Below are 15,233 nucleotides of genomic sequence, written 5' to 3' on the forward strand. Positions count from 1 at the left end.
TTATTTACGGGCAAGTTGTTCAGCCCGTAGCGCCAGGCTTCTGAGCTGCTGCGCGAGATCCTCATATTCTGCCTGCTGCGGCACACGGCGCGCGCTGGAATGACGGGTCACCAGCGTAACAGGCAACTGAACCTGCCAGCACTCTTCTCCCTGAGTGGGCGCCAGCAGCCACTCCACACTTTGCTCTCCCGCCTCACGAAACGCCTGGCGAACGGTTGTCAGCGGCGGGGAAAACCAGGCGCTGTCTGCGGTATCGTCAAATCCAACCACGGATATCTGGCCGGGAATGGATATCCCCTTTTCTGCGCAGGCACGCATTACTCCGAGCGCCATTTGATCGTTCGCTACCAGAATGGCATCAGGTAATTCCACCGCCGATAACAGCAGATATCCTTTCTCATATCCACAAGCCGCACTCCAGTCACCGTATGCCAACGCGATGGGTTCAAGGCCAGCCTCTGCCAGCGTAGCTTTCCAACCCGCCAGACGCGCCCGCGCAGAAACCGAGCTTTCCGGTCCACTCAGGAGGGCAATGCGTTGATGCCCTAATGAAAGTAAATGCTCAACGCCCAGACGTGCCCCCTGCGCGGCATTAAACACCAGGCTGTTCACCTGCGCTGCAGGCGATACATCAATGAACAGCACCGGGACGGGTGACGCCAGCGCCCTGAGCTGTTCAGCGAGACGATCGTCAAGCGGCACATTCACCAGTAGCGCTTCCACGCGCTGCGCCAGCAACGCCTGAAGTGCGATCTGACACTGCTGCGGTTGCTCAACCATGGAAATAAGGACGCTCGCCCCCTGTTCCGACGCACGCAATTTTACCGCCGACACAATTTGTGAAGGCGCGTGCAGGGCCAGGTCGGTAGTGATGAGACCCAACGTACGGGTGCGTTTACCCGCCAGCTGCTGTGCCCGAAGGTTAGGGACATAGTGCAGCTCCGCCATCGCCTGCTGCACCTTTTCCCGCGTGCGGGCAGAGACGTGTTCCGCATCGTTAATAACGCGGGACACGGTCTGATAAGAAACCCCCGCAAGGAGGGCAACATCATAGAGTGTGATTGCTTTCATGCATTCTGGCATCGCAATTTTAGAAGCTTCTATTCTGGCACAGCGATGCCGTTAAAGCATGTGAGCGCTTCGCAAAATTAAACAACCCGTTCCGGCTGAGATACTTCCTCAATGCGCGGCTTCTGGCGGAACCAGGGCAGACAGAGCTGGATAAGCGGACCAATGGTCAGGGCATACAAGACGGTTCCCACACCAAACGTGCCGCCAAGCACGCACCCAATCAGCAGGACGGACACTTCAATTGACGTACGCACGCTGCGAATGGACCACCCCAGCCGGGCATGAATACCGGTCATCAGACCGTCGCGCGGTCCAGGTCCGAAACCGGCACCGATGTACATGCTGGTCGCAATCGCGTTCATCACGATGCCCGACACCAGGAAAGCGATTCGAACGGATAAGGAATCAAGTTCCGGGATAAGCGCCATGCTGGCGTCCGCCGCCAGACCGATACAAATCACGTTACTGATTGTGCCAAGGCCCGGCATCTGACGCAGTGGGATCCACAGCAGCAGCACCGCAGCGCCGGTCACAATGATCACCGTCCCGATAGTCATTCCCAGCTGTATCCCCACCCCAAGGTGAAAAACATCCCAGGGATCGACACCCAAATCGGAACGAATAAACATTGCGGTGGAAAGGCCATACAATCCTAAACCGACATAGAGTTGTAGCAGGCGACGTACCATTTTTTATCTTCTCCAGTGAACCAGGCTTTCATCCTGACCTAAAATGGCACTATGATTAATGTCCAGTTTTCAAATAGTGGACTGAACATGTCATCACGTCGCTTCGGAAGCCAGTCTCTGGTACGCCTTTTAGGCCACTGGCAGCAAACCTCATCCCGCACACCGCTATGGCGTCAACTGGCCGACGCGCTGCGTCTGTTGATCCTTGATGGCAGGCTGGCACTGAATACGCGGCTACCAGGCGAACGGGAACTGGCCTCTGCGCTGGATGTGAGCCGGACCACCATCAGCAGCGCCCTCGCCCATCTGCGCGAGGAGGGATTCCTCGAAAGCCGCCACGGAAGCGGATCGCGCGTGATCCTCCCGGATACGCGCGCCGTTCCAACACTTTCAGCGGCAAGCGCCGCGCTGGATCTCTCCACTGCCGCGCTCAATGCCGGGCCAGAGATCCACCAGGCTTATACCCATGCGCTCACGGCCATTACCCAGCATCTCTCGCTGACGGGTTACGATCAGCTTGGGCTGCCGTCACTGCGGGAAGCCATCGCTGCACGCTATACCGCGCGTGGTCTTCCGACCAGGGCGGACGAGGTGATGGTGGTTAATGGTGCCGTCAGTGGTTTTGCGCTGGTACTGCGGATGATGACCGGGCCGGGGGATCGTGTCGTGGTCGATCATCCCACCTATCCGCTGGCGATTGCCGCCATTCAGGGGGCACAGTGTCGGCCCGTGGGGGTCTCACTGCCGGAAACCGGCTGGGATACGAATGGCTTTGCGGCAACGCTTGCCCAGACGGCGCCTCGTCTGGCGTATCTGATGCCAGACTTTCATAACCCAACCGGGCGATGTATGGATATAGCGACCCGCCAGGCACTAACCGATATCGCCGCACAGACCCGTACGGCGCTGGTGGTGGATGAGACGATGGTCGATCTCTGGTTTGACTCACCACCACCGCCACCGCTGGCCTCGTTTAACCCGCAAGCCAACGTAATCACGTTAGGTTCTGCCGGAAAAAGTTTCTGGGGAGGGCTGCGTCTCGGCTGGATCCGCGCCTCTTCGCGCACCATCGCGACACTCGCTCAGACCCGAGATACCCTGGATCTGGGATCTCCGCTGCTGGAGCAACTGGCGACGCTGTGGCTGATTAACAATAGCGAGACGTTTCTCCCTGCCCGACGAAAAATGTTGGCAGAACGACGTGATCGATGTGGTGAATTGCTACGCGAACATTTCCCGGAATGGAAATTTCATGAAGCGGAAGGTGGACTCTCATACTGGATCGAACTGCCTGGTATGCAGGCAACACAGCTAGCCGCACGAGCGGAAATACTAGGGATCAACCTGGGGACCGGTACACGGTTTGGCTTATCGGGGGCGTTCGACCGCTATTTACGTATGCCTTTTTCGCTCGAACCGACAGAGCTTGAACAGGCTTTACTGAGGATTAAGCCACTCTGGCTCTCCCTGAATAAAAACGCGCCATCAGTAAAACGCAGTCTGGTGTAATATAAAAACTTGAAGTTGATCATAAAATAAAAACTGCTGACTGTAATACATGCAGTCAGCAGTTTTCACCTGTCAGGATTTAGTGCTGAGGAGGAATAGGAAAGCCTTTCAGTGAAATAACGAAGTTTTCACCGTCTTTCTTTATTTTTGCGCCGGTATCGCACCAGTCAGACGCAATACGAAAGAACTCATCACTACCGACATTCCAGCCAAGACGTACATGCTTCACGTAGCCAGAACGCAACAAATCGCAGGCCTCTTTGTAGTCACTGGCAGTAGACAGTTGTTGTTTCATTTTCTCTTCTTCAGAAGTTTACGTAGAGCTTTGATTTCTTTAGGAGTAAAAGGAGAAACACTCTCTTCTTCCGTATGCTGATTATCAATATCCTCTTCCGATACTCCCGCCTCTTCTACTGCTTCAAATGCCAGCAGCAGCAGTTTCTCTGTCGTCACGCTTAAATTCTCGTTATTCACTTCCGCATAGTGACGAAGTCTTTCTTTTAGCGCGCCATCAATTTTAACGTTTAATACCGCAGTAGCCATGTTTGTCACTTCCCTTCGGAATAAGTGTTTTATTTAATACACGAAGTTAACAATGTTATCCAGATATATATTTTTTTGAGTTATGGAAGAAAATAGACATCCAATGATAAAATGACAGTCTATTATTACAGGTTTATGACAATAATATTTCAATACAATGAAATATATATTACACGATATAGGCGTACTAATATTGTGGACTAACCGTTTAAGGGGAAGGAGAAGCAGGGTAAGTCTTGCGGAGCCACAAATGGGTGGGGGCCCTGCCATCAGCCAGTAGTACTGAATTGTGTAGAGTTATCATGAGATTACGTTTTGGTGCAACAAAGGTAATGTAGCACCTTGTGAAGCGTTGTCCAGTACTGAACCAGTACTGACAGCGTGACGGGTCATCGTGCGGCTTTATGAGGATGCAGCAGGTTAACCCAGGTACATGAGATGGGATGGTTTGGTGAGGCGGGTACTGAGTACTGGCTTCGGTCCCTTACCTATTGGTGGGGGGCAAGGGATCGTTTTTACTTATAGGGGGTAGGTAGTTATATATAATTACACTACCCCTCTAAGTAAAACCCCCGCTCCCTTCCTGCACTGGTAGGCAAGGCGTTACGCCGCGTTACGCATGAACCATTCAGTTTGCAGCATCCCGCTGAGTGAATGATTACATTTTATTCAGCCCCCGTAAGGTTTCTCAACAGGAGGTTTAGGCCTCGAAAGTCGATTGGGGTTCGAGGATAATGAATTATATGTGCATTGGTTAAAAAGATTAATTGACTCAGTCTGCCTTCTGCCAACTTCTGCATTAATTTCATTTCTTCGATTTTGTTCTTGTGCTCTCATATTTTCAGGAAACTCATTGAAGGGCCGCCAATCATTAGATTTGTACCACGCTGTAATCAAAGATTCTCGTGCTTTATGTTCCTGTCTACAGTTTGAATTGTTGAGGGCCGACGTCATTGTTTCGAAACTGACACCATAGTCGATGTAACTTTTTTTGGATACGATGAATGAAGCGAAATCATCTTTATTAGCGTCAATTTTTTTAAGTATGCTCAGTGTCAAGTTTGGGTTCTCTTTAAAATCCCTTTCAATGAGTTTATATATTTGCTCAACCCCGCCCTGCATATCACTATTTTCCCAAGCGATTTTCGGTATGTTATTTTCTTTCTGCTCTACATCATCAGCATTATGTTGGGGAGGGGGTACATTATCTTGTGGCTGTGGCTGTGGCTGTGGCTGTGGCTGTTTAGGATATGTTTGCTGTATAGGTGCTTGTGCGGGAGTTGATTGTTGAACTTGCACTGTATGTCCTTCGCCTAACATCATATTCAAGTCATTAATTCGTGCTGTGTATGCATTTGTAATCCCTTGGGCCGTTGTTGCTTTATTCCGCACATCCTTTAACCAGCTCAATTGAGATTTTTTAATTAGCTGAGCACTCTCGGGCTTGGATTGATTTACTTTTTTATATAATACATTTAACTGATCATCTAAAGAAGATAATGCTGGCGTAGTGCAAATTGTTAGCTCAACATACCCGCTTGCTTTATTGCAATCAAATGAAGTGGCAGTAGCTGTTTTTCCAAAACATATAAATGATACGATTAGTGCTATGTGAGATATTTTCATTCATCCTTCCCGATGAGCAGTGGTTCATGTTTGATAATTATAAAAATTCTGTCATGAATGATAATTCTATCACTTAGCTATATTTGTCAACTATTGAGTGCTAAAATTTTCCTTTAACTTTTACAGTATTGTCCGGTACGTTCACTAACAATGAACATAGCTCCGCTATTGTTGTAGTGGTTTACTGAATTTGGCCACCTGAACAAAGGTCATATACTCTCCTCAAAACCACACCGTTTCTGATGCCACTGAGACTTGATACTGGTTTTGTCATTAGTCACCTCTGGATGAGAGTTTACTCACTTAGTCCCGTGTCCACTATTCTTGGGTAAGATCAGCCGCAGGTTAATGAAGGGGCGTGAGACAGGACGAACTGGTTCGAATACTGACTACCAGTACTGCCAGCGTGGCGGGCATCGTATCGCTTCTGATGAGTATGCAGTGTTCAATCGGGACAGGTCCCATGAAGCAGAGTTCAGTACTGCTCAAGGAGATTAATGCCAGTACTGCTCAGTACTGGCATTGGTTCCTTAACTATTGATGGGGCAAGAGATCGTTTTTACTTATAGGGGGTAGGTAGTTATATATAATTACACTACCCCTATAAGTAAAATCCCCGCTCCCTTCCTGCACTGGTAGGCAAGGCGTTACGCCGCGTTACGCATGAACCATTCAGTTCTGGCCTTGTCGTAGCCCACGCGTTTGCCCAGTACTGGCAAACATGAACGCATTTTGTGGATCTGCCAGTAGTAGCCACGCTTACCCGCGACACACAACTGTTTATGCTCAATACAGCCAAACCACTTACCAAGGAGCTTGCCAATCACCTGATGATCTGGACAAAATTTCCAACTATTACCATCTAATTCGATCAATCCACGCCATTCGGGACTACCAACCATTTCAGCTACAGAACCGCCATAGATAGCTTTAAGCACGAAGTTGACCCCTTCAGTGGCAAGCCTATCGCGGCTTTCACGGGATAGCCATAACCCGTCATATTTCGTGCCGGGTAGTACCAAGTAACTAGGCAGAATTTTATTCAGATATTCACGAACCAGAGATCCATCTACATTGAAATCATAGTCAGATTCGACCACTTCCAATATCTTTTCATTACTCTTGTACGCCTCCAGTACTTCAGGCACTGTATCAGCACTAACCATACCGGATTTGCTGTTACTGATTTGCTCCATTCGTCCGTACAGGAGCTTGATCCACGGGTCAGTAATCTCAGTGACCGGAGTCTTATTCTTCCAATACTGAATGGTTTGATCAATTTTCGCAGTGCGTAACTCACGGTGTACCTTTTCTATATCCGCCAACACCTTGTAAAAATCGCCAAACGGTTTCATCTCGGTCTTTTCAAACCCCAGTTCAAAACCGTGGAGCATAAGATTTGAGTAATACGTATTACTATCTAACTGCTCATATCGTGCCATTTCTTCAAAACGGTTGTAACTGATCCCTACCTCATTCAATACGAAAGCATCAGGAGACAGGTCTTTGTCGTACTTAATCAGTGCTGAATTATTATCTATTGCATATTTTGCAATGTATGCCGGGCATTCACCATTAATACGGCGATTAGCGATAGATAACTGGGCGTTAGCTTCGTCTACTATATTTCCCAGTAATTCATCTAATGTTTTAGTTGTCGATTTTTCTGGCTTCTTTCGGTAGTGGTAGACATTAACGCTGGAACATTTTCGCCACCGATGTGTGAATTGCTGAATGCGTGCGGTACTGAAATCTCCGATCATATGACACTCCCCAAATTCACATACTTCGTTACAGTTCCATCCCTCGAATATTGAGGCAGTACCAATGACTCCGTCATACTCACCCAGCAACCCAGTAGAGAATAACGCCTTTATTTCGGTTTCTTCTTTCCGATCAGCATTAACGACCAGATATTTCTTGCCTGTTGCTTTCTCCAACGCAATGGACATAGCGGCACATTTTTTCTTGTCATTTATCAGGATCAACTTTTTGGCATCGGTATTATTGCGGGCAATGAAATCAAAGCAGTTAGTAGTATTGAATTCTGGATACTTCGTTTTCTTATTACTCAGATTATGTGAATAGATCACATTTATAGTCTTCTTCATTGTGCTGGTGCGTTCAATAAATGAAACACTGTCAAAGCTGATGCCGTAGAAGTCAGTTGGTAATATTGTCCCTGACAGAAAGCGTACCTGTCTGAAATACCCAGCACTCAACACCTTGAAAATAGCATCTATGGTCTTACGTTTATACGAGTAATCACAAAATAGACCGTGACACTCATCTATATCTAATATTCTGCGATCACCCAATATGATGGACAATTGTTCATGTGTTTTACCAACTAACTTCTCTAACTGGTTCCATGTGCAAATATTACTGCCCAACGTATTTTCATCAGGCGTTCCTATATATTCAGGTGCTGTATACTGGGAAACAATTGAAGTATTAGGGACGATTGTCAAAGAGTCGGAGTTATTCGCGGATTCATAGGTTTTACCAACTGCACAACCACAGACAACTAAATGCTTTCCTAGTTGGTTATGAGGCATCTCTGTAGTTATATCACTGAGTGTCTGTTCACTTATCAATTTTTTCTTATAGTCCCAGTGATATGCAGTACTGAGTGTCACAGGACCTACCTGCGGAATAGCGATTGCCGTCGTATTAGGCAGTATATCTTCTGGGATCCTGAATCCTTTTGATACAAACTTGTACAGGCCATATAGATTGCTGAAGACGCCACAACCATCAATGATATCCGTATTAGACTGAGTGAACCCAGGGCGTGAACAGTGAGTCAGAACTCGTTCAATCTCGTAATATTCAACACCCAGTAATACCAGTAATGATGCCAACGTCCGTCGGTCACAATAAGCCAGTGAGCCAGCATTGTGATTGCAGACCTCTTGCAACAGTGCAGTCAAGGAACTCGTACTTGTATTTGTGGGGTTATAGGTAGTTGTCAGTCTTGGTATTTGTGACGGAGAAATATGTTTGATATCAACTAGCGGATTGATGAACCGTCCTTTGTTGTAATATGCATATGGCGGCTTAGACGCAGTAACGTCATATGCTGGTTCATTCTGTCCCTGACTCAGTACCATACAACTTGCATCAATTGTAATTCCTATGTCATTGAAATATTGTACAAATGATTTTTTTCGAACCTGCCATTCGTCAGCAGATATCTCGCACTCAAAAGGCAAGTAGATGCGGCAACGATCACCTGGTTTTATACCGTATGACGGACTTGAAAACAGGAAATACTCGTACTCACTAATTACCTTCTGAATATCACTAAAGGACTTATTACCTTCTCCGTCATAATCAAGAATGAAACCGGAACGTGCCACAATATTTGTGTTATTGCGTGTACACCATTGATCAATGTCGGAGGTTATAGTTCTGCCGAAAATTATCATGAGCAGGTCACTCTTGGTGGATTCGGTATCGCCGCCAATTTTTTGCCATTTTTCAGAATCAGAAAAATTTTTAACGATATCATCCCAGTTCATATTCGCACATATCATCTTTGAATGTTCACCTTTTTTAGGGTTCAATCCAAAAATGTTATATTCTTTATTTGTTAGACTGCGGCTAGGCGTAGTGTAAATAGCACTCAATGTTTTCATTTTCATTTTATCCTTAGTTTGTGAAGGCCCCAGTGCTTTCCAGTGCTGGTTTTTTATTGGGGGTACAGATATTAATTAACAGTCATCGACGGATTACTTTATCCAGAAAAATTAGTTAATTTTGCTAAATTTAATACTGAAGCTTGCTTGGATCATCCCCAAGTACTGTAATTGTTGCTCAGTAAGGTACAGATCTTGTTGTAACTTACATCTTTGCATGGGAATATTATTATTCGTCTAATGAAGGAGTTAACAATGTCGTTGTGAGCTAAGCATCGTGGTATTGTTTAGTAAGTCTGCCAATTGATTGACAGACTTACGCACCTTAATTACCCAGGATTATATGCTGGCTTATCAGATACTGAATTGCACCTGATATTGATTGAGCCTTCCCATTATTAATGAGAACATGCAATGCATCATACTGCTGTTCATTTATGCGAACAGCCACAACTTTTGTCTTTTTAAACTTATTCATCTTGTACTCTCTTATACGTTTACATTTAATGAAAAAGAACGGACAAGAAATATCCCACAAGTGTGGGTTAACCTATTCGCCTTCATATATATGTATTTATCGTACAAGCGAGCAATCTCTTAGGTACAGCAGTAGCACTGCAAGGTACTTATAATAGTACCACCTAAGTGGAAATAATTTCATGTATTTTGAAAAAAATGCGTGGGTATGTTTGATAGGAAGTTGGATGAAATTCAACCGATCCTTATGGAGCCAAGGCGTCAAATCTTGAGGGGATATACTTTCTGCTATATGTCGGGAAAACATCCCCTAATGGTACGTGCCTGAATTCACTGGCGGGAAAGCACATTTGGATATTTTATGTATAAGTTCTGTATCGAACTCACAAACGAGTACACCATACAGTAATATGTCGTCTTCATCTTGATAGTACTTTTCAACAAAACGCCAGAACTCCTTTCGCTCTTCACGACAGGTAATTAAATCTTTATCACTGGGCATAGTTCCAGTACCTCTTTACGGTAGCGATAGAGACACCAAGTTCTTTTGCCTTCGCCAGACTTTCCTAAGTTCTTTCACGTATGCAGCCTTTTTCAGGTGCCAGTATTGATATCATCTTGCTGAACTGGTCAGGTCTATGTTGTTACGCTATATAATTCAATAGATTAACAACAATCCCTTTGGCACGAACCGTAAAATCAATTCTGTCCTGCCACCATTACCTGAGATCTCAGGCGATATATACTTGCTTTACTCAGCCCGGTAATTTCTGCAATTTCTCGCCAGGTCTTTCCAGCATTAAAGAGCCCTGTTACTGTTGCACTGTCGCTTTTGGCTGGACGACCACAATGTTTACCAGCCGCCTGTGCTCGCTTGATACCTGCTGCTCTACGTTCTGCCAAGGTCGCTAATTCCAGTTTTGCCAGTGCTGCCATAATCGTTAGCATGGCTTCACCTGCTGGTGTACTTAAATCAAAACCTTCACGGTTGCTGATTAATTTAACGCCTTTGGTTTTCAGTGCTTCGACTGTAGACAATACGTCTATGGTATTACGTCCAATACGATCAATTGCCACACAAACCACAGTATCCCCTTCGCGGACATAGTTCATCAATGTACCGAACCCGTCACGCTTTAGTGCTTCCTTTGTTCCACTGATACCTTCATCAATAAACCAGCGTTCCACATTATAGACTGCAAGTTGCTGCCGCTGATTTTCTACAGTCTGTTCATCCGTACTTACACGAGCATATCCGATCACAGCCATAATAGTCCCCAGTCTCTAAAGGTAGTTGTTTTATTATAAGACTGGTCTTGTTTTATATCAAACTTTTGAGACTGAAATTATGCACATAAAATGAACATTTTTGTCGGTCATAAAACGACATCCTTTTAAGACTGAATGTACTACATACCGGTACTACCATGAGAGGTGTGATAATGCGTCGGTTTCACTTCGCTAGCCGTAATGGTTTTAGTTCCAAGGGAAGTAAAAACTGAACTGTTGTCCGAAATGAGAACGCTGGGCTAAAAATATGAAGCATTTTTTATCTGGGTAAGTAATTGCTTAACATTCTGCTGACACAAATAAAATTACTGTAATTATTATATTGCCTCACTAAAAACGAGTAACCTTAGCCGCGTTCGTGTTCAGGAGTGCATTAAAGGCCAACAGGGAGCAGTGGAATAGTGTTCACGTGGTTGAGTGGTGCCATAACGATTGTGTGTGCCAGTACTGGCAGTATCACGAACGGATACAACTATAAAACGCTGAAGCATTGTAATACGGGGCTATATCCATTACTGACATTACTATCCTGATGCTGGGGGAGCGTGACAGTACTGAAGCCCTGCTGAGATCAACTCAGAGCCGCTAATTTCTTTTCCACCAGGTATAGGGGCGGTATCCTCGTAATAATTTTTTAATCCTTGATATAACTCCGATAATAAGCAATATTTCTTGTCTTGCACGCCTTATTGGGTCAGTTGTATGGCGGTTTTTAACAATCCCGTTATGGTCGTATCATTCTTCCATTTACCGTGCTACTTGGTTTGTTGAGAAGATATTGTAGCGTCAACATGACTGGCAGCTGAGGGGGTAATATTTCCATATTTTATTCATCGATTTAATGCAAGGGATCACAGTAATTCATTGATAAAAAACATAAAAAGGCGGCAGGCTACTACACATTGAAACTACAGTAAAATATGGTAATATATACTTTTGACTACTTACTTATTTTAAACGAAAGGGATATATCATGGGGTTATTTGACTTGTTCATTAAAAAAAATAATGGCAGCGAAAATAAAAGAGTTAATTACAACGGTAGAATGAGGCTAGATGATGCCGAAGTTGATATCATGTTTATTGTGAAGGATGAAAGTATTATGTATGTCAACAATTATGTTGATGAGCTTTATATAGTCGATAAAGATAATGATATGAAGCTAGATGGTAGAGTTGTTAATTTTATCTTCAAGAGCGGAAATGAGGTGATTGAGATATTCGTTGCATTTGATGATCAAGATTCTTACATGATGTTTACTGTGGGAGCTGGTCGTGATGAAAGATTGAATTATGTAGCCTCGGAGATTTTCAAATTCATGGCTAAAAACAACATTAATAATGTTTTTTCATCAACTGGAAAATATTCATCTCAATACTACTATACATTTCACTTATATAAGAAAGACAATAAGCACTTCATGGTTAATAATGGCCAAACACAGGCTTATTTGTTCGACGGTGATGTATATAAAAATAAGAATGTTGGTATTATTATGTCTGAGTTTTGGGGCGAGGTATAAATGTCTGATAGTTTGTCAGAGAAAATACAACAGTATATGGTAAGAGTATCTTCAGATTTTGAAAAATTTGAAGACTACTGTGTAGTAGTTGCTTACATTAGCAATGTAAATAAAAAAAATCCTTGGGTGTATAAATTATTAAAAAAAACTTACTTTAAATATTTAAACATAAAATCATTAAGTTCCCCTGATTTTAATGGTACCGAGTTATGGCATTTTGCTAAAGGATACTGCTCTTGTTTATTAGATCAAGGCATCAGCGAACATGACTTAAGTATTATAACTTTTGAAGGGATTAAGTACTTGAGTGAAAATTCAGAAGATATTTTCTCTATCTATCAACATTGCATTGCTGAAGAATTACAAAATTCTGAAAGTGATTATATCTATGATGTTTGTGATCAGATCTTTAATTTAATTAACAATAAAATTAAGAATGCAGAGACTGCTTATCAGTTCATCTTAGAAGAGTTAGAAGCTGCATCCTTAGGTAATGACGAGGCACAAGAATTTGTGTCCAAAAATGCTTTTAGCATTACTGAATTTGAAGCTGCTATGAGTAATTCGTCTCAAGATGTCGATGGCCCGGACGGGCCACAACAATCGCTAACAAGAGCTATAATGCATTTGCCAGCAAATATGATTACAAAGAGTAAAGTTAGAATAATTATTGTTCAAAAAATTATAGATTACTGGTACTCCTCAGATGACGCAGATCATATAGATTTAGATCATTTTTTTAATTGTTAAACGTGAGAGCATATTTTGACTGTTGAATATATTAAAGGAAATATCTTTACCTCAAGAGTTGAGGTATTAGTTAATCCAGTGAACTGTGTTGGCGTTATGGGGGCAGGGCTTGCTCTGGAGTTTAGGCTTCGCTACCCAGAAATGTATTCTAAATACCGTGAGATATGTAATAAAAATCTTTTGAAACCAGGTCTTCTTTGGTTGTATAAGAGTGAAAATATACGAATTTTAAATTTTCCTACAAAAAATAATTGGAAAAATCCATCAAAAGAAAAATACTTAATTGATGGTTTGAAAAAATTTACAGAGACTTATGAAGAAAAGAAAATAAAATCTATAGCTTTTCCTTTACTGGGAGCGGATAAAGGTGGGCTAAAAAAAGAAAAATCCTTAGAGATTATGATGCATTATCTAAATCCATTAGATTTAGAAGTGAAAATTTATGAGTATGATGATAAAGCATATGATGATGTATTTTTTAAAATAAAGAGTATCATTCTAAACACAGATTTAGATCATTTATCGAATGAAACTAAAATCAGAAGATCAATTATAGATAACATTTTAAAATCTATCAGTGATAATAATTTTTATCAAGTAAATCAATTGCTTAACATAGATGAGGTTGGTGTTGTAACATTGGAAAAAATATACCAATTTTGTACTAAGCAAACTGCGAAAGGAATGCAAAGGAATCTATTTTAACAATTTGTTTGCTGTGAGCAAACATTATTAAAAGAATAGATCTTTATTTGTTATTGCTTTTGTTCTTATATTTGGATCTTCATTTAGTTGAGATGTTATCAATTCATTTTGGCAGTGAATGTTTATAATTTTATTGGTTTCTATTTTGTTTAAAATTAAACATTCACTCATAATTAGACTCTTAACATCTTCATTAATACCATCAATATCACTCGTCCAAGTGGAACTGTTTATTGTATGCCATTGAAAATTTTTGACATCCAACTTGTTGGTTGTTATTTTCGAGTCTTTTCTTGCTGCATTACCTTCAGAAAATAATGTATAATCATTGGAAATAACTTCGTTATCAATTTCAAGAATAACAATATTATCACCGTATTTTTTTTGGCATGCAAATAACATTGCATTTCTAGGATTGAAGTACAAAGGAACGTATTTATGCAAGCTTATTTTGTGAGGGTTGTCATTTTTGTTTCTTCTACTATTAACATTATGATTACTGATATCTAGATAATCAGTAGCCATGTCATGAGATAATATACCGACTTCCATTATTCCCTTTAGATTAGATATGTGCGTCATATGAAAAAGTCTAAATGTGAGTTTTTCTAAATATATGCTTGAAAGTTCTTTGGTTATAGTATCAAGCTTTGATTTATGCCAACCAATAAACTGTTCTCCGTTTTCATTATGTAAATAATCACCATATTCCATACCATAATCAGTCAGCTTGTACTTGTTATTGTCTTTTGTTATAACTCCTTTTTTTAGAAGAAAATCAAAAAGACAGTGCTTTGCATCTATTCCTATAATTTTACCATAGGTTGTTGTGGATACTAACTGTCTTTCAGCGATTGAGAATTTTTTTAAAACTCGGCTTCTTATTTCTTGCTGTGTACTTTTTGTTAGTTTTGCAATGCTTTCAATAATTTGATTTATTTTTTTCTTTTCTATTTCTTGGATGTGTTCCGCTATATACAAATCAGAATCTTTATTTGTAAGAGTGGATATAATTATCCCTTCATGTTTTGACTCTATTGATTCCAGATGAAATATTAACTTTTTAATTCTGAGATTAAGCATGTTGATAATATATCCTTAGGCCACAAGTTTATACAATGAATTGATCAATGCTCACTATGACTATAAATGATGTTAAGGTAAAAGTATCTCTTTAATGAGTTTATTTCAAATTTAGAGTTGTACTGATTAAAGTACCGCGTCTCAGTGTTTTGTGCTATCTGTGCATGTGTTTATAGTTCTGGGGATATGGTAGCAATGACACATTGAACACAGCAATGCCTTTCAGAAGCGGCACTGTGCCAGTACTGGGAAAAGGCGTGGACTACGACAAAGCCAGAACTGAATGGTTCATGCGTAACGCGGCGTAACGCCTTGCCTACCAGTGCA

Annotated in this window: 12 protein-coding genes; 4 read left to right on the forward strand and 8 right to left on the reverse strand. The window is 42.2% G+C overall.

The annotated features are described in order from the left end of the window. Nucleotides 1-1,071: a LacI family DNA-binding transcriptional regulator gene (locus AC0XWG_RS01770; protein WP_475680322.1), complete on the reverse strand. Its 1,071-nt coding sequence runs from the start codon at nt 1,069-1,071 to the stop codon at nt 1-3. Nucleotides 1,072-1,148: 77 nt separating this feature from the next. Next, entirely contained in the window at nt 1,149-1,760 is a 612-nt protein-coding gene (yczE, locus tag AC0XWG_RS01775) for a membrane protein YczE (protein ID WP_028017623.1), read from the reverse strand. Between the two features lie 87 nt (nt 1,761-1,847). Between yczE and yczR the strand changes: the two genes are divergently transcribed. Further along, complete coding sequence (yczR, locus tag AC0XWG_RS01780; RefSeq protein ID WP_475680323.1) at nt 1,848-3,269, forward strand: MocR-like transcription factor YczR; 1,422 nt, start codon at nt 1,848-1,850, stop codon at nt 3,267-3,269. A gap of 79 nt (nt 3,270-3,348) precedes the next feature. Here the strand turns inward: yczR and AC0XWG_RS01785 are convergent, their stop codons facing one another. The 5 genes from AC0XWG_RS01785 to AC0XWG_RS01805 all read right to left on the reverse strand — a co-directional run bounded on the left by AC0XWG_RS01785 (nt 3,349) and on the right by AC0XWG_RS01805 (nt 10,825). Further along, complete coding sequence (locus AC0XWG_RS01785) at nt 3,349-3,564, reverse strand: hypothetical protein (RefSeq protein WP_028017625.1); 216 nt, start codon at nt 3,562-3,564, stop codon at nt 3,349-3,351. After that, a complete protein-coding gene (locus AC0XWG_RS01790) occupies nt 3,561-3,812 on the reverse strand; it encodes a hypothetical protein (protein ID WP_028017626.1) in 252 nt (83 codons plus the stop codon). The genes AC0XWG_RS01785 and AC0XWG_RS01790 overlap by 4 nt, the downstream gene beginning before the upstream one ends. Nucleotides 3,813-4,481: 669 nt before the next feature. Then, nucleotides 4,482-5,438: a lysozyme inhibitor LprI family protein gene (locus AC0XWG_RS01795; protein WP_258096917.1), complete on the reverse strand. Its 957-nt coding sequence runs from the start codon at nt 5,436-5,438 to the stop codon at nt 4,482-4,484. A gap of 647 nt (nt 5,439-6,085) precedes the next feature. Continuing rightward, nucleotides 6,086-9,085, reverse strand: coding sequence for a hypothetical protein (locus AC0XWG_RS01800; RefSeq protein ID WP_414658780.1), 3,000 nt, complete (start codon nt 9,083-9,085; stop codon nt 6,086-6,088). A 1,170-nt stretch (nt 9,086-10,255) separates the two neighbouring features. Then, nucleotides 10,256-10,825 carry a recombinase family protein gene (locus tag AC0XWG_RS01805; protein ID WP_086076596.1) on the reverse strand — a complete coding sequence of 190 codons (570 nt, stop codon included), beginning with the start codon at nt 10,823-10,825 and terminating at the stop codon, nt 10,256-10,258. A gap of 994 nt (nt 10,826-11,819) precedes the next feature. Here AC0XWG_RS01805 and AC0XWG_RS01810 point away from each other — a divergent pair. The 3 genes from AC0XWG_RS01810 to AC0XWG_RS01820 are packed head-to-tail and all read left to right on the forward strand — an operon-like array spanning nt 11,820 to nt 13,823. Next, nucleotides 11,820-12,368: a hypothetical protein gene (locus AC0XWG_RS01810; protein ID WP_068815355.1), complete on the forward strand. Its 549-nt coding sequence runs from the start codon at nt 11,820-11,822 to the stop codon at nt 12,366-12,368. Then, entirely contained in the window at nt 12,369-13,118 is a 750-nt protein-coding gene (locus AC0XWG_RS01815; RefSeq protein ID WP_248232171.1) for a hypothetical protein, read from the forward strand. It begins immediately after the preceding gene. 15 nt (nt 13,119-13,133) lie between these two features. Next, nucleotides 13,134-13,823: a macro domain-containing protein gene (locus tag AC0XWG_RS01820; RefSeq protein ID WP_068815358.1), complete on the forward strand. Its 690-nt coding sequence runs from the start codon at nt 13,134-13,136 to the stop codon at nt 13,821-13,823. 27 nt (nt 13,824-13,850) lie between these two features. Here AC0XWG_RS01820 and AC0XWG_RS01825 read toward each other — a convergent pair whose 3' ends face one another. Next, entirely contained in the window at nt 13,851-14,906 is a 1,056-nt protein-coding gene (locus AC0XWG_RS01825) for a DUF4433 domain-containing protein (RefSeq protein WP_068815359.1), read from the reverse strand. Nucleotides 14,907-15,233: the final 327 nt, after the last annotated feature.

This window comes from Enterobacter sp. DVT3837, from assembly GCF_056238685.1.